Genomic DNA, 14,955 nt, shown 5'->3' with positions numbered 1-14,955 from the left:
CATCTAGATTTCCATCATCGATAGATCCGCTTGATTGGAAGGTTGTCGCATGCCTGCAGAACGCGCACCATCGCCCACGAGGTGGTGGACACTCGGAATCGTCGCGTTGGGCTCGTTCATGCTGATGCTCGACCTGAGCGTGGTCGCCATCGCTCTTCCCCAGATCCACGAGTCCCTGGGCAGCAGCTTCGCCGACCTCCAGTGGGTCTTCGACGCCTACGCCCTCACGCTCGCGATCTTCCTGGTCGCGGCCGGCTCCCTCGCCGACCGCATCGGCCGCAAGAAGCTCTTCCAGGTCGGCTTCGCGGTGTTCACCGCCGCTTCCCTGGCCTGCGGCCTCGCTGACGGCGCCGGAGAGCTGAGCTGGTTCCGGGCCATCCAGGGCGTCGGTGCGGCCATCATGTTCGCGGTCGGCCCGGCCATGCTCAGCCACGAGTTCCACGGCAGGGAGCGTGCGACCGCCTTCACCGCCTTCGGTGCCGCGGTGGGCCTCGCCGTCGCCACCGGCCCGCTGATCGGCGGCTCGCTGATCAACGCGCTGTCCTGGCGCTGGATCTTCTACATCAACGTTCCGGTCGGCGTGATCGCCCTGCTGATCGGTGCCCTGCGTGTGCGCGAGTCGCTCAACCCGAAGGCCCACCCCACCGACTGGAGTGGCCTCGCCACCTTCAGCATCGCGCTCGGCGCTCTCGTCTACGCCACGATCCGCGGCCCGGTGGAGGGCTGGACCAGCGGCGTCACGTTGGGGCTCTATGCGGTGAGTGCCCTCTTCCTGCTCTTCTTCGTGCTGATCGAACGCCGCCTGGGCGAACGCGCGATGCTCGACCCGGCCTTCTTCCGCAGTCCCACCTTCGTCGGCATCAGCCTCGTCGCCATGATCGGCAACGCCGGCGCCCTGCCTTCGGTGTTCTTCGAGACCAGCTACCTCGAGAACATGCTGCACGTGGACGCCTGGGGCACCGGTCTGCGGTTCCTGCCGCTGACGGGCGCCATGTTCGTGGCCGGCGCCCTCGGCGGTGGCCTCATCGGCAAGGTCCCCTTCCGCGTCCTGCTCGGCGGCTCCACGCTCGTCATGGCCGTCGGCATCCTCTTCCTGAACCTGACGAAGGCCGACTCCTCCTGGACCGTCCTCCTCCCGGCTCTGATCATCGCCGGTGTCGGTATGGGCGCGTTCAACCCGGCCCGGGCCGCGCTGGCCATCGGCGTCGCCGAGCCTGCCAAGTCCGGTGTGGCGTCGGGCATCAACGAGACGTTCCAGCAGGTCGGCATCGCGGTCGGCATCGCGGGTGTCGGCGCGTACTTCCAGCACAGCGTGTCCAACGACTTCAAGGACTCCGCGGTCGGCAAGCAGATGGGAACCGACGCGGCCGAGAGCGCCGCACACGGCATCAGCGCCGGCGGCCTCGACACGGTCGCCCAGGCCGCCGGGCCGCTGCGCGACAAGGTACTGGCCACCGGTCAGGACGCGTTCATGAGCGCCTTCCACGGCGCGATGACGCTGAGCGCGATCCTCGGGTTCATCGCCGCGATCATCGGGTTCACCATGCTGCGGACGAAGGACCTGCACTCCAGCGCCCTGTCGACGATCCCGCCGGACGTCGACGAGGACGGCGAGGTGCGCCCGGACGGCTCGCCCGAAGTCACGGTGGGCGCATCCGCCTGACCTCGCACAGCCGGTCCCCCTGAGCACCGCCCCGACGGCCCGTCCCCCGTGCCGTCGGGGCGGTTCCGCGCATCACCGGACGTCCGCACCACGGATGTTCGCCATCAGCCCGGGCCGTTCGTCGACGACGAACACCCCGGGCAGTCCCCTGTCCGGCGCCGCCTGGATCCGCTCGCCGACAAGGTCGACGCCTGGATCCGCTCGCCGACAAGGTCGACCCGACCTGGCGCCCGGCGAGCCCTCCGGCAGGGGCCGTCCCATGCTACGAGTTCCGGACACAGTCCACGCGCTAACGCCTGATCTGCTGATAACACGTCAGATCGCCGGTGAAAATCATGACATGGCATGGATGCTCTGGGACGACGAGACCTCTTTCATCGGCCGGTCGAAGGAACTCGATCTGATCGGCACGACGATGAACCGCAGCCGACTCGTGACGCTGACGGGTACGGGAGGGGTCGGCAAAACCCGGCTCGCCGGGCGCGTCACGTCCCTCGAAAAGCCGCGCACCGACCGGGACGTCGCCTGGGCAGACCTGTCACCCCTGCTCAATCCGCAGCTCCTGGCGGCCACCGTCGCGGATGCGCTGGGACTGTCCGACCACACACCGCGACTGCCCACGGAAGCGATCTGCGCCTGGATCGGCGACCACCGCATCCTGCTGGTCCTCGACTCCTGTGAACACCTGCCGGCCGAGTGCCGCGATCTGGCCTGCGATCTCCTGACAGCGTGCCCTAACGTGAGGATCCTGGCCACCAGCCGAGAACCTCTGCGAGTGCAGGGCGAGACGGTGGTCGAGATCGAACCTCTCTCCTCCACACAGGAGGCGGTCGCGTTGTTCGCCGACCGAGCCGCGGCGGCGGGCAGCCCGCTCAAGGACGAAAGCGACCACCGACTGGCCGCGAGTCTGTGCGATCACCTGGACCGTCTGCCGCTGGCACTGGAACTGGCCGCCGCGCAACTGCGCGGCATGTCGCTGACAGAGCTCTGCGCAGGTCCGCTCTCAGCGGTCGACCTTCCCCCGGCGGCAGCGCCCACCCACCCGCCACGGCACGCCGCCCTGCGGACCACGATCGGCTGGAGCCACGAGCTGTGCACCCCGCTGGAGAGACTGCTGTGGGCCCGGCTGTCGTTCCTGCCCGGCTCCTTCGACGCCACCACGGCCTGGCAGGTGGCCAGCGGAGGCCCCCTCTCACCCAGCCGGGTCGCACACACCCTCACCTCCCTGTGCGACAAGTCCGTCGTCGTCCACCGGGCAGGCACGTACCGGATGCTGGACTCCGTACGGCAGTACGGCCGGATGTGGCTGCACGAGCTCGACGGCGAGCGGGAGCTGGCCCGCCGTCACGCCGAGCACGTACTCGCCCAGACCCGCCAGGCCCACCACGAGTGGTTCGGTTCCGCCCAGCGCGGCTGGTACCGGCGGATCGAGTTCCTCCACGCGGACATCCGGCTCGCAGCCGACCACTTCCTGGCCACCGACCCGGCCGCGGCCCTGGAACTGATCGGCAACGTCACCCTCTTCTGGGTCTGCTCGGGCTGCCTGTACGAGGCTCGCCGATACCTGGAACTGGCGACGGCGATGGCAGGAGAGCAAGGACAGGACGAGATCCGGGCGCAGGGGCTGTGGAGCCTGGGCCTGACCCTGACGCTGCAAGGCGAACACGAAGTGGCCCAACTGGTGGCCGCCGACTGCCGGTACGCCGCCGCGAACGCCTTCGACACCGAAGGACTGGCACGCGCGGCCTATCTGGACGGCCTGCTGCACCTGCTGCGAGGCCGCCCGCTCGCGGCGGCACAGGTCGTCGAGCCGATGACGTCCGGCACGGACGCCTTCCGCTCCGGGCAGCTGAACGGCCCGACGGCCATGTGCCGCCTCGTCCACGTCTTCGCCCTCACCGGGTCCGGACGCCTGCCCCAGGCCCGGCACGAAGCCCGCGAACTGCGCGACGTCTGCCGAGCGTCGGACGAGTACTGGACGCGCTCCTACGCCGAACACCAACTGGCGCTGATCTCCTTCCTGGAACGGCGCGCCCAGGACGCCGTCGACCACGCACGCGCCGCCCTGGACCCGAAGCGGCACATCGGGGACGCCTTCGGGATCGCCATGATCATGGACCTCCTCGCCATCTGCTTGACCGACACGGGAGACAACCACGCGGCGGCCTACGCCTTCGGCGCGGCGGCCCATCTGTGGGAGACCGTCGGCCATCCCCAGCGCGGCACACCGGAACTGGCGTCCCTGCGAGACGAATGCGAGGACACACTCATAGATGCCATGGGCGAAAGGGCCTACGACGACATCTGCCGGCAGGCAGCCACCTGTGACCGGCAGACGCTCCTGTCCTGGGCCACGTGCGGAGGACACCCGCCCGGGGCATGACGGCCCGAAGGATCACGCCGCTGGCAACCGCCGCTGGAATCCGCCGAGGAGACGGCCGCGCCATACGGGTCCGGGACCGGACGGTCCCGACAAGGCTTCCGCCGACGACGACTTTGGTCCTATCGTCTGAGCCCGTGATCACAAACGGCGTTCCGCAGGCCCAGACGGTCTACCCCCTTGCCAAGAGACGCGTGTGGGCCATGCTGGCCGGCTCTCTGGTCTTCGTCGCTGTGGGCATCGCTTTCCTGGCCGCCCACAGCACCGTCAAGATGACCGTGGCAGGAGCACTGGCCGTGCCCTTCTTCGGGTTGTGCGCGGTGCTCGTCGTCCAACGCCTGCTCCGCGACCGACCGGAGCTCGTACTGGACGACGCCGGAATGGAGCACGTAAGGCTGGGCCGCTTCGGCTGGGACGAGATAGCCGCCGTGCGGATACGCGAGCAGCACGTACGCAACACCTCGCAGCGGTTCATCGAGTTGGTGCTGCACGCCCCGGACGCCTATCTGACTCGAGCCCCCAGGCTCGTCCGCAGCACCGCGTCCATGAACGCACGCCTCGGCTTCGGCCCGGCCATCATGGCCACGAACACCCTTCCGGTGCCGCCCGAGGAGGTCGTGGAGGCGATGCGGCGCCACCACCCCGGACTCGCGATACAGCACTGAGCCCCCCGTCGACCGACCGGCCGGCCTTCCCTCCCCATGAGCCACGCGAGCTGAGCCGGTCGACAGCACCCGCTCCCCCTTTGCCCTACGGCACCTCTCCGTGAGACGGCCGGGCAACGCGCGTTGACACATTCCGATATAGGCATACGATGATGTCATGGCACGAGCGGCGACGACCTCGGACGCGTTCAACGCGATCGCCGAACCGCAGCGGCGACAGATCCTGGTACTGCTGCGGCGCGGCGAACGGCCGGTGACCGAACTGGCCCGGGACCTTGGGATGACCCAGCCACAGGCGTCCAAGCACCTGCGGGTCCTCCGGGAGGTCGGGCTGGTGCGGGTCCGCGGGGCGGGCAAGCAGCGGCTGTACGCCCTGGACGCCCACGGGCTGCGACCCGTCCACGAGTGGGTGGGCGGCTTCGAGCGGTTCTGGAACGAGAGCTTCGACCGGCTGGACGAATACGTGCAGGAGTTGAAGCAGACGAGGCAGGAGGAACCACACGATGGCGACGACCGGTAGCGGCGGCGAGCCCGCACACGAGACCACGGACCGCGAGATCGTGATCTCCCGGGTGATCGACGCCCCCCAGGAGTTGGTGTTCGAAGCGTTCACGCGGGTCCAGCACCTGTCGCGATGGTGGGGACCGAAGGGCTTCACCACCACGACGCGGTCCTTCGAGTTCCGCGTCGACGGCGAGTGGGACTTCGTCATGCACGGCCCGGACGGCACCGACTACCAGGAGTGGATCACTTGGCGGGAGATCGTCCCGCCGGAGCGGATCGCTCTGTCCCACGGCGAGTCCCGCGACGACCCCAACACCTTCGAGTCGGTCCTCACCTTCGAGGGCACCGCGGAGCAGACCCGCATCGTGATGCGCACGGTGTTCCCCACCAAGGAACTCCGCGACGAGGCGGTGGAGAAGTACCACGCGATCGAGGGCGGTGAGCAGACACTCGGCAACCTGGCGGCCTACGTCACCGAGGTCGCCCGGGAGCGGTCCACGGGCCGCGGGCCGGCAACCGCCGACGAGACCGTGACCGAGCACGAGCGCACGCAGGAAGGGACGGAACGCTGATGGCCGGGAAGGTGTTCTTCAGTGTGACGATGTCGCTCGACGGCTTCATGGCGCCCGAGGCCGTGCCCGTCGAGTACGTGTTCTCGCCCGAAGGCCGGAACGATCCGAGGACCCGGCGCTGGATGACGAAGTGGTCGGAACTGCAGGCGTGGCTGTTCCCGCAGCGGTTCTTCAGGGAGAACCTCCATCTCGGCGAGGGCGGTGAGGAAGGACTCGACAACGACATCGCACGGGCGACGTACGAGCGCACCGGTGCGAGCGTCATGGGCAAGCGGATGTTCGACGGCGGCGAGCTGGCATGGCCGGAGGAGGCGCCGTTCCACACCCCGGTGTTCGTCCTCACCCACACGCGGCGCGAACCTTGGGAGCGACCGGGCGGCACCACCTTCCACTTCGTCAACGACGGCATCGCCAGCGCCCTCGACCAGGCCCGCGAAGCCGCCGGTGACCGCGACGTCCGCATCGCCGGCGGCGCCGCGACGATCCAGCAGTACCTGGACGGCGGCCTGATCGACGAGTTCTCGATCACTCTCGCCCCCGTACTGTTCGGCACCGGCATCCGCCTGTTCGATCACGTGGACCCCGACCACCTCACCCTGGAACAGGCCCGCGCCGACGCGTCCTCCCGGGTGACCCACCTGACCTACACCGTCGGAAAGCGCTAACCCGCTCCCCCCCCCCCGCGACCGGAAATATCTCGATCGCTTCCGCCCGGAGACCGCGGCTAGCCTCGAACCATGAGCCCGGACATGGGAAACGGTCGGCCATGAATCGCTCACCGCTCTTCTGCGACGTCGCGTTGGCGGAGCGTATCGAGCGCGCCGAGGCCCAGCTGATGAGCGCTGCCGCGGAGGCCGCCCGGCTGCGCCGAGGTGACGACGCCGCGTTCGTGATGCGGGTGGCGGGCGGAGTGGCCACGTTCGCCGAGGACGACTCCCCCTTCAACAAGATCGCCGGCCTTGGATTCGCCGGGGTACCCGACGCGGCAGTGCTCGACCACATCGAGCGTGCCTTCGCCGAGCGTGGTGCTGCCGTGCAGGCGGAGGTGGCCCATCTGGCCGATCCGGCCGTCGGCGCCCTGCTCACCGAGCGCGGATACCGGCTGGTGTCGTTCGAGAACGTGCTCGGGCTCGCGCTCGACGGCACGTACGAGCGGATGACTCCGCCCGGAATCGAGGTCCGGGTGTGCCGCGACGACGAGTTCGACACGTGGCTGGACGTCGTGGCCGACGGTTTCGCTCACCCCGACGACCAGGGCGTTCCCTCGCACGAGGAGTTCCCGCGGCAGGCGCTTGCGAACGCCGAACGGGACTTCGCCGCGGCCGGCGTGGTGCACCACATCGCCCTGTACGACGGCACCGTCGCCGGAGGCGGCAGCCTGCGCATCGCGGACGGCGTCGCACAGCTCACCGGTGCGGCGACCGCCCCGGAACACCGCCGACGAGGCGTGCAGACCGCCCTGCTCTCGGCCCGGCTGGCCGAAGCGGCTGCCGCCGGCTGCGACATCGCCGTCGTCACCACCCAACCGGCCTCCAAGTCCCAGCAGAACGTGCAGCGCAGGGGGTTCGACCTGCTGTACACCCGTGCCGTCCTGGTGAAGCAGGTCGCATCGAGGGAAGCCTCCACGCCTCCTGCGACGGCCGCCGACCATGCGGCCAACACGAGCGAGGCCTGGGACGACGTGCGCGAGGCACGACGGCGCCGGGCTATCACCCGGAAAGGGTGATACACGCTCGCTCCGTCCGCCGGAAGACTCGGTGGGTGGTTTCAGCAGGTCGGGACCCAGGGGCCGGCCCGGTGAGATCTTCCCCGCCGGTGCGCGCCGTGCCATACGGGTGAAGCGTCCTGGCCCACCCCCGTGCGGCATGCGGCCACGGGCCGGGTGTCCTTGACTGGAAGTCGGTAGCCGCTGGTCCAGCACGGGAGAAGAGATGGCAGGACGCCTGAGGAAGAGCAAGCACCGGTGCACCGCGGCTGTGCTGCTGATGGCTTGTGTCGTGGCCGGCGTGACCAGTTGCTCCGACAACAACTCGCCGACGACGTCGGCCGGCCGTAGCAAGGCGGCCTCAGCGGCCTCCTCGGCGGCGTCGGCGGCCTCCTCCGCTGTGGCGTCCCTGGCCTCCCAGGGGGCTTCCGCGCTGGCCTCGGCCTCGGCGGAGGCCAAGCGCCGCCTGGACGAGGTGACGAACGGGCTCAACGCCAAGAACGACGTGAGCCTCGGCGCCCCGGCCTCGGCCGGCGACGGTCGGATCACCGTCGCCGTGACCGCGCACAACACCGCGGACTCGGCGAAGTCGTTCGTGGTCCTGGTGAGCCTTCACGACCGTTCGGGCAACCTTCTGGACACCGTCGTGGTGACGGTTCATGACGTCGCCACCGGTAAGGACGGCAGCGCCACCGCCCGCAGCAACCGCAAGCTCTCCGGTCCCGTCCGCGCCGAAGTCGCCAGGGCCCTGCGTTACTAGGCGCGGCATGCCGGATGTCGGCGGGCGAAGAGTCAGGCGAGAGCGCCTTGTCAGAACACTGACGTTCTGGCTGCGTCCCGCTTTCGCCCTGCGGGTCCTCAACCGCTTCCAGAGAATCGTGGGATTCGACCGCGCGATGGCCCTCGCCTCCAGCGCCCTGACCGCACTCATCCCCCTCGCGATCCTCACGAGCGCCGTCCTGAGCAACTTCGTGCACTACGACGCGGCCGAGCGCATCATCAACCGCTACGGCCTCACCGGCAAAGGAGCGGAGGCCGTCCAGTCGCTCCTTGGTTCGGCCGAGGGCGGCGGCGCGAGCGTAGGCCTCCTCGGAGTGGTGTTCCTGACGATCTCCGCGCTGAGCTTCGCCCGAGCAGCGCAACGCCTGTTCGAACAGTGCTGGGAGCTCAAACCCCTCAGCATGCGCAACACACGAAACGACCTGGTGTGGATCGTGAGCCTCGGCGCCTATGCGGCGGTCTCCGGCTGGATCCAGGCGGTACTCGGCGGAGGCCGACTCGGCCTGACGGCCGTGCTGGCCGAGGCGCCACTGACCGCTGTCTTCCTCGTCTGGAGCGGCCGCGTCCTGTCCGCCAAACGGATCAGCCTCTTCAGACTGCTTCCCTTCGGGATCATCACGGCGACACTGACGGCGGTCTACTCCGTGGGCGCGAACGTCTACCTGCCGAGACTGTTCAACTCCTACGCCGCCCGGTACGGAGCGATCGGTGCCGTGTTCGCGATGATCTCCGCCCTGTTCGGGGTCATGGTGGTGACGGTGGCTTCGGCGGCGCTGGGACGCGAGGTGCACGAGGAACTCAGCCGCATCCGCGCGGGCGACCGCCCGTCGGACCACGAGATCCGCCAGGAGTGGGACGGCATCATCGAACAGGCACGTCTGCGCTGGCGCACCGCGCGAGAGCAGGTCTCGCATCGCCGGCCCGAAGACTCGAAACCCCTGTAGAACCTGCGTTTCCCGCTGCCAACGGCTCCCCGTGATCGGCCTCGTGGCGGTCTCCGACGGGCAGACCGCCACCACGCACGCATGACGGCGAGGCCAGGCGCCCGTCAGCGCGCCGGTCCGGTGGTCGACCGCTTCATCGTGGGCTTGGTCGCCGCCGCGGCGGCCTGTGCGGTGATGTCGCCCTGCTCCGGTGACGGGGTTCTGGGCATGGACATCGAAGCCACCTCGCTGCGCAGTTGCTCCATGTCCAGCGTGTTCTGCGGGCTGGGGGTGCGCCGCGGCGAGTTGCCTGCCGACGAGGAGCGCTGGACGTCGTAAGGAATGCGCGACGGTCTGTCGAGTCCGCTGATGCCGGCACTGGCGGCCTGGGCGACACCGATGTTGGACGCCTGGACGAGGGTGATCTTGTCGCCGTGGAGGCTGGGTCCCAGGTCCATGGCGTCGTCCCGCTCGCCTCTGCGCCAACTGCCCTGGAAGGTCTTGGTCAGACCGAGCTGCGGGAGCACCTTCACACCGTTCACGTCGAACGCCTGCATGGTGATGGCGTCCCAGGTGGCGGGGTCCACGCGCGGCACCGGCATGGAGTCCTTGCCCTGGCCGTCCGGTGTCCGGGGCCGGCCGTAGACGAGGTGGATCGCGTCGGTGGCGGCGGCGATGTTCATCATGCCGATCATGTCGTTGCGGCGGGGGTCCCCGGGGTTGTACTTGGCGCCCAGCAGGTTGTCCTCGACCAGTTTGACGGTCTCGGGCCGGAACCGGGTGTGATCGTCCCCTTGACGGAAGGTGACGTTGCCCTTGAGCGCCTCGTTCTGGGCGATCTGCGCGAGGTAGCCGATGTACTGGCCGGCGGCCGCCTTGGCGAACTCCTGCCCCCGCGTGCCCTCGCGCGCGTACATGGCGAAGACGTCGAGGTGACGCGTGTACTCCGGCTGGATGTCCGCCTCGTCGAACCGCTCCGTCATCGGGAGGAAGTCGGTGCTCAGGACGTGCCGCAGGTTGGTCTCCTGGCCGTGCGAGAGGTCGACGATCTTCAGTTCGGCGGTGGAGAAGTCGACCGGCGCCACGGCCTGCGGGGAGAAGTCGGGGCTCTGCTGGACCGCCTGCCATTCCGAGTCCCGCATGTGGTGGTGGGACAGGTCCACGTTCAGGCTGGTCTTGGTCCCGGACGCCAGGTAGTACGCCAGGTCCTTGGTCGTGATGTAGCCGTCGTTGGCCGACTCCATACGGAAGACGTCGTCGAGGGTGTCGCTGGTGTACTTCGGTTCGAGGCCCCGGGCGAGGGTCCTGGTCTCGTCGCGGACGTGCTTCACCGTGTAGCCGTGCCTCTGCGCCTCCTCCGCGTACCCGGCGAGGAGACGCTGCTGCTCCTGCTGTCCGGTCTCCCCCGGACGCCTCGGGGGCAGCACCCACAACTCCTTGTTGGAGTTGGGGAATCGCGCGGCCATCTCCCGCATCCCCGCCTTGGCGTTCTCGCTCAGTTCACGGCCGTACCAGTGGACCAAGAGGTTCTCCGGCTCGTTCACCGGATCTCGTTCGGGCATGTCCGCTCCTGACGCAGGGGGCGGCCGCACGCCGCCGACTGCCGGACACAACGGACCGCGTCGGCCCGCCGGTTCAGTGCCCGGCTGAACCGACGACCGTGCCGGGCCGTCGTGTTGTCGACAACGACCATGATCGAGTGGACGGAGGAGCGCATGACCATTGCGCCGGAAGCGACGGGCGAGGCGACAGCCGAAGCCACGGAAGCGGCTGGACAGCAGCAACGGGACGGCCAGGAGGGCCCCGCCTTCATCCTCTACATGGGGGGATCCGAGTACGACGACGCCCTGCACCGGTTGGCCCTGTGGGTGCGCCACCTGCTGCTGCCCGTCTACGGCAGGGAGGTCACCTCCGCCACCCCCTGGTGCACGTCGTGGTGGAAGCACCCCGAGGCGGTGGCCCAGTTGTACGGGCTGTGGATGGCGTGGCACGACCTCACCGGCCCTGACGCCCCGGCGACCGGTCCCGCGACATGGCACCGCGACCACCTCGGCCACGTCATGAACTCCCTGCGTGATCCTTCTGGACCCTTCGCGGGCTGCAAGGCGGGGACGCACCGGGCCAAGGAAGCACCGGGCATGGATCCCTACCCTGGCTGAGCCCCCGGTGCCGGTGCACGGCAGACGCCTCGGCCGGGGCGAGCGACGGGGTGTCTCAAGCATGATCATCGAGCGATCCGGATCAGATCTGTGTCACGACCCGGCAACGGCCCTGTGACCACGGCAACCGCCGGTTGGCTGGAAATCGTTTGTGCCTGAGACAGTCACCCTCGACTGCCACTCACCAGACAGGATCACCATGACGACCTCCACGAAGTCCGACCGGCACAGACCCGGCACCGTTCTCCGTACGACCGTGATCAGCGCCTCCGCTGCCGTCCTCGCGGTGGTGCTCACGGCATGCAACGGAGACGGGACTTCGACAGCCTCCCCCGCCGACGGGAAGACCTCGACGGCGACGACGGGCGGCAGCAAGACCGGGGCCGGTTCCCCGACGGCCGGTGCCAAACCGGCGACCAAGCCCACGGGCAGCGGCGCGTCGTCGTCCGCAGCCCCCAAGTCCGTTTCCTCGGCACCCGCGTCGGCAAAACCCACCGCCTCCGGCACGGGCGGTGACGACGGCTGCGACCACAAGATGCCGATCTCACCGGACGAGGTGGCGGTCTACCGCTACACCCCTGAAGGCGGCTCCCTGAGCCTCATCGTCAAGTACGGCAACTGGGGCTGCGCCCCCGCCGACTCCGACGGCGCGCCCTTCGAGACCGTGGGCAAGGAGACGTACATGCCCATGGACCAGGCGGCGTACGTCACGGTCACCAACCCCATCGTGGAAAGCAGCGAGAACCAGCACATCGGTGTCCAGGAGTTCCTCGACTGGCTGGAAGCCAACCCGAACAGCGGGCTGGTCTTCAAGTACCACCTGGGCGCCGACGGGGCCATCGACCGACTGGACGAAGAGTTCGCTCCCTGAGCCACCGGCGACGCTGGTGTCTTCGTAGGAGAGCCGGCAGCGGCTGTGGCACGGCACCCGAAAGGGAGACCGGTAGGGTGCCGTGTCGCAACCGCTGTGGCTGAAAATGTGTCTCTCACCGCATGATGCGGCCGCTTCGGAGGTGGTCATGCACGACGGCAGGCCAACCGGGGGGATGATGTGAATACATGGGTGGTGCCCGGATACACCGAGTCGCACGAACTCGGGTCCGGGGCGAGCGGGCGCGTCGTATCGGCCCTGCACGGCGACACGGGCGTTCCGGTCGCGGTGAAGTACCTCAGCGAGTCCCTGCGCGAGCGCCCGGGCTTCGTACACGAGTTCCGGGCCGAGGCACGCCTCCTGGGCGGCCTGGAGAGCCTGCACGTGGCCGGCTTCTACGAGTACGTGGAGAGCCCGCACGGCGCCGCCATCGTGATGGAACTGGTGGACGGGGTCTCGTTGCGGACGCTGCTGACCCGGCAGGGCCCGCTCGATCCCGAGGCCGCGCTCGTCCTTCTCAAGGGATCGCTGCTGGGGCTGGCCGACGCGCACGGCATCGGCGTCGTCCACCGTGACTACAAGCCGGAAAACGTCCTCGTCGAGTCGGACGGATCGTCCAAGCTCGTCGACTTCGGGATCGCGGTGGACGCCGGAACCAGCGGCGGCGTGGCCGGAACCCCGTCCTACATGGCCCCCGAGCAGTGGACCGGCGAACCCGCCTCCTGCGCCGCGGACGTGTACGCGGCCACGGCCACCTTCTTCGAGTGCCTGACGGGACACAAGCCGTACTCGGGCGACAACCTCGCCGAACTCGCCCTGAAGCACGTCGATGCCCCCGTCCCCGTCGACGAGGTCCCCGAACCCGTACGTGAGCTGGTCCGCCGCGGTCTGGCCAAGGAACCGCGGGAGCGGCCGGCACAGGCAGAGGCCTTCGTCAGGGAACTGGAGACGGCCGCCTGCGCCGCCTACGGCCCCGACTGGGAGGAACGCGGCCGCGCCCGCCTCGCAGCCCTGGTGGCACTGCTGGCGATGCTGTTGCCGTCGGCCCGCGCTCCCCGAACGACCACGGACACCGCACGCACGGTCCTGAGCCGGGCACCGCACCACGGCGGGGCTCGGTCGTGGCTGCCCGGGCGACCCGGAATGCTCGTGTCGGGCAGCGCCGTACTCCTGGGCATCCTCCTCACCTACGGCATCCATGTCGCCCCGGGAGCCGCCGCGCAACGGTCCGCCCAAGCCCTGGCCACCACCAGCGCCGCCCACGGCGGAGTCGGGTCCCCAGGGACGACCGCGCCGCCCACGGGCCCGTCACCGTCGGCCGACGTGTCGCCTTCCCCGAGCCTTTCGCCCTCGGCCCCGGCGTCCACCGACGCCGCCGGCCCCACGGCCTCCGCCACCGCTCCTGCCACCGAGGAGACGACGCCCGGCGCGACGACCACGGCAGCGACGCCGACGGCCTCCTCCGCCACCTCGCCCGCTCCCGCCGCCGTCAAGAACGTCGCGGTGTCGGCCTTCCAGCAGACGGGTCCCACGACCGCCACGGCAATCATCGACGTCACCACGGACGGGACCGGGCCGGTCACCATCACCGTCTCGTGGTTCACGTCCAACATCGGCGGACCGCTCGGCTCCCCGGACGGCGCGTCACAGACCTTCGAACGCAGCGGAGCCGGCCAGTACACGCTCACCGTCCAGCACACCTTCCAGAACGACGGCTGCTACTGGGCGGTTCAGGCCACGACCACCCCGGCGGCCGCATCCGGCGGCGCCTCCCAGCAGATCCTGACCAGACAATGCGAGTTGCGATGACCGCCCACGACGACGTCACTCCCCCGGCCGCGGAGGAAGAAGAGGCGACGCGGGTGCTCGTACCCGCACAGGGAGAGGAAGCGACCCGGGCGCTCGCACCCGCAGAGGCAGAGGAAGCGACCCGAGCGCTCGCACCCGCAGAGGCAGAGGAAGCGACCCGAGCGCTCGCACCCGCCGACGCGCGTGCTGCCACCCTCCATCTCGATTCCATCGGCAAGCGGACCGTGAGCGACGATCCCGCCGGAGCGGACGATCCCGTCGACGCGGATGCGGATTACAGCGCCACCGTGCTGGCCAGCCACTGGATTCAGCGGCCCGAGCTCGACCGGACCCTCGTCGAGGAGACCCCGGAGAGTGTTCCGTCGGTGCGCCCTGACCGCGTGGACGGCACTGTGCTGCGTTTCGGCCCGGGCGTGACCGCCGCCGTCGAGCACCGCCTCCACCGAACGCTCGCCACCGCGTCACCCCCTCCCCCGCCACCGGCCCGGCGGCGGAGACTGCGCAGGCACGCGCTGCCGACCTTGGTGGTGCTCGCCGTCCTCGCCTTCCTGCTCTGGCAGCGCTCCGCGCCATCCGTGCAGGTCAGCGGAGTGGCCGTGACCGTACGGCCGGCGGTTCTTGGGTGTGACGACACCGCGGACGTCGTCGGCCTGGTCACGACGAACGGTCATGCGGGCACGATCTCCTATCGCTGGGTCCGCAGCGACGGCACCGCCTCCGGCGTGCTGCGCGAAGTGACGGTCCGGGGGCAGAAGAAGGCGCGTCTGCATCTGCGATGGACCTACCGGGGCAAGGGTCACCGCGCGGCACAGGCCGAGCTGCGCATCCTCTCCCCCGCCCACCGGGAGGGCACCGCCCGCTTCACCTACGACTGCTCCTGAAGGGGGCGGCGGTTCTCAGCGCTCGGTCCGCCGCGATGGAGCG

14 protein-coding genes are annotated in these 14,955 nt (G+C 69.5%); 13 read left to right on the top strand and 1 reads right to left on the bottom strand.

Going from position 1 to position 14,955, the window contains the following annotated elements; genetic code table 11:
• Positions 1 to 49 precede the first annotated feature (49 nt).
• The 9 genes from ACQF4J_RS44190 to ACQF4J_RS44150 all read left to right on the top strand — a co-directional run bounded on the left by ACQF4J_RS44190 (position 50) and on the right by ACQF4J_RS44150 (position 9,213).
• The gene (locus ACQF4J_RS44190) at positions 50 to 1,663 is read left to right on the top strand and encodes an MFS transporter (protein ID WP_427168328.1); all 1,614 of its coding nucleotides are present in this window, start codon (positions 50 to 52) and stop codon (positions 1,661 to 1,663) included.
• A 340-nt stretch (positions 1,664 to 2,003) separates the two neighbouring features.
• Positions 2,004 to 4,046, top strand: a complete 2,043-nt coding sequence (locus tag ACQF4J_RS44185) for an ATP-binding protein (RefSeq protein WP_427168327.1) — start codon at positions 2,004 to 2,006, stop codon at positions 4,044 to 4,046.
• A gap of 134 nt (positions 4,047 to 4,180) precedes the next feature.
• Positions 4,181 to 4,708, top strand: a complete 528-nt coding sequence (locus tag ACQF4J_RS44180; RefSeq protein ID WP_427168326.1) for an STM3941 family protein — start codon at positions 4,181 to 4,183, stop codon at positions 4,706 to 4,708.
• A 157-nt stretch (positions 4,709 to 4,865) separates the two neighbouring features.
• A complete protein-coding gene (locus ACQF4J_RS44175) occupies positions 4,866 to 5,228 on the top strand; it encodes an ArsR/SmtB family transcription factor (RefSeq protein ID WP_351573702.1) in 363 nt (120 codons plus the stop codon).
• A complete protein-coding gene (locus ACQF4J_RS44170; protein ID WP_427168325.1) occupies positions 5,212 to 5,784 on the top strand; it encodes an SRPBCC family protein in 573 nt (190 codons plus the stop codon). Before ACQF4J_RS44175 ends, ACQF4J_RS44170 begins: the two co-directional genes overlap by 17 nt.
• On the top strand, positions 5,784 to 6,449 hold the full coding sequence (locus ACQF4J_RS44165) for a dihydrofolate reductase family protein (protein ID WP_351573708.1): 666 nt from the start codon (positions 5,784 to 5,786) through the stop codon (positions 6,447 to 6,449). The genes ACQF4J_RS44170 and ACQF4J_RS44165 overlap by 1 nt, the downstream gene beginning before the upstream one ends.
• 101 nt (positions 6,450 to 6,550) lie before the next feature.
• Entirely contained in the window at positions 6,551 to 7,510 is a 960-nt protein-coding gene (locus ACQF4J_RS44160) for a GNAT family N-acetyltransferase (protein WP_427168324.1), read from the top strand.
• A gap of 205 nt (positions 7,511 to 7,715) precedes the next feature.
• Positions 7,716 to 8,249, top strand: coding sequence for a hypothetical protein (locus ACQF4J_RS44155; protein WP_427168323.1), 534 nt, complete (start codon positions 7,716 to 7,718; stop codon positions 8,247 to 8,249).
• A gap of 118 nt (positions 8,250 to 8,367) precedes the next feature.
• Positions 8,368 to 9,213 carry a YhjD/YihY/BrkB family envelope integrity protein gene (locus tag ACQF4J_RS44150; protein WP_351573717.1) on the top strand — a complete coding sequence of 282 codons (846 nt, stop codon included), beginning with the start codon at positions 8,368 to 8,370 and terminating at the stop codon, positions 9,211 to 9,213.
• A 104-nt stretch (positions 9,214 to 9,317) separates the two neighbouring features.
• Here ACQF4J_RS44150 and ACQF4J_RS44145 read toward each other — a convergent pair whose 3' ends face one another.
• A complete protein-coding gene (locus ACQF4J_RS44145) occupies positions 9,318 to 10,754 on the bottom strand; it encodes a hypothetical protein (RefSeq protein WP_351573720.1) in 1,437 nt (478 codons plus the stop codon).
• Positions 10,755 to 10,907: 153 nt separating this feature from the next.
• Here ACQF4J_RS44145 and ACQF4J_RS44140 point away from each other — a divergent pair, with 153 nt between their 5' ends.
• The 4 genes from ACQF4J_RS44140 to ACQF4J_RS44125 all read left to right on the top strand — a co-directional run bounded on the left by ACQF4J_RS44140 (position 10,908) and on the right by ACQF4J_RS44125 (position 14,912).
• Positions 10,908 to 11,351, top strand: a complete 444-nt coding sequence (locus ACQF4J_RS44140) for a DUF4913 domain-containing protein (RefSeq protein WP_427168322.1) — start codon at positions 10,908 to 10,910, stop codon at positions 11,349 to 11,351.
• A 199-nt stretch (positions 11,352 to 11,550) separates the two neighbouring features.
• Positions 11,551 to 12,222, top strand: a complete 672-nt coding sequence (locus ACQF4J_RS44135; RefSeq protein WP_427168321.1) for a hypothetical protein — start codon at positions 11,551 to 11,553, stop codon at positions 12,220 to 12,222.
• Positions 12,223 to 12,417: 195 nt separating this feature from the next.
• Positions 12,418 to 14,031 (top strand): serine/threonine-protein kinase, encoded by a 1,614-nt coding sequence (locus ACQF4J_RS44130; protein ID WP_427168320.1) that lies wholly within the window; start codon positions 12,418 to 12,420, stop codon positions 14,029 to 14,031.
• Positions 14,028 to 14,912, top strand: coding sequence for a hypothetical protein (locus ACQF4J_RS44125; protein WP_427168319.1), 885 nt, complete (start codon positions 14,028 to 14,030; stop codon positions 14,910 to 14,912). The genes ACQF4J_RS44130 and ACQF4J_RS44125 overlap by 4 nt, the downstream gene beginning before the upstream one ends.
• Positions 14,913 to 14,955: the final 43 nt, after the last annotated feature.

Origin of the sequence: Streptomyces sp. C1-1 (genome assembly GCF_050214755.1) — a bacterium.
Lineage (GTDB): Bacteria > Actinomycetota > Actinomycetes > Streptomycetales > Streptomycetaceae > Streptomyces.
Note: the sequence above shows the minus strand (reverse complement) of the source record. Positions and strands in the feature narration are given on the sequence as shown.

Bases quoted from the DNA above. Each gene is read 5' to 3' on its own strand.
- ACQF4J_RS44170 (WP_427168325.1), top strand. From the start codon at position 5,212: ATGGCGACGACCGGTAGCGGCGGCGAGCCCGCACACGAGACCACGGAC.
- ACQF4J_RS44175 (WP_351573702.1), top strand. From the start codon at position 4,866: ATGGCACGAGCGGCGACGACCTCGGACGCGTTCAACGCGATCGCCGAA.
- ACQF4J_RS44140 (WP_427168322.1), top strand. From the start codon at position 10,908: ATGACCATTGCGCCGGAAGCGACGGGCGAGGCGACAGCCGAAGCCACG.
- ACQF4J_RS44185 (WP_427168327.1), top strand. From the start codon at position 2,004: ATGGCATGGATGCTCTGGGACGACGAGACCTCTTTCATCGGCCGGTCG.
- ACQF4J_RS44165 (WP_351573708.1), top strand. From the start codon at position 5,784: ATGGCCGGGAAGGTGTTCTTCAGTGTGACGATGTCGCTCGACGGCTTC.
- ACQF4J_RS44160 (WP_427168324.1), top strand. From the start codon at position 6,551: ATGAATCGCTCACCGCTCTTCTGCGACGTCGCGTTGGCGGAGCGTATC.
- ACQF4J_RS44135 (WP_427168321.1), top strand. From the start codon at position 11,551: ATGACGACCTCCACGAAGTCCGACCGGCACAGACCCGGCACCGTTCTC.
- ACQF4J_RS44125 (WP_427168319.1), top strand. From the start codon at position 14,028: ATGACCGCCCACGACGACGTCACTCCCCCGGCCGCGGAGGAAGAAGAG.
- ACQF4J_RS44145 (WP_351573720.1), bottom strand. From the start codon at position 10,754: ATGCCCGAACGAGATCCGGTGAACGAGCCGGAGAACCTCTTGGTCCAC.
- ACQF4J_RS44190 (WP_427168328.1), top strand. From the start codon at position 50: ATGCCTGCAGAACGCGCACCATCGCCCACGAGGTGGTGGACACTCGGA.
- ACQF4J_RS44155 (WP_427168323.1), top strand. From the start codon at position 7,716: ATGGCAGGACGCCTGAGGAAGAGCAAGCACCGGTGCACCGCGGCTGTG.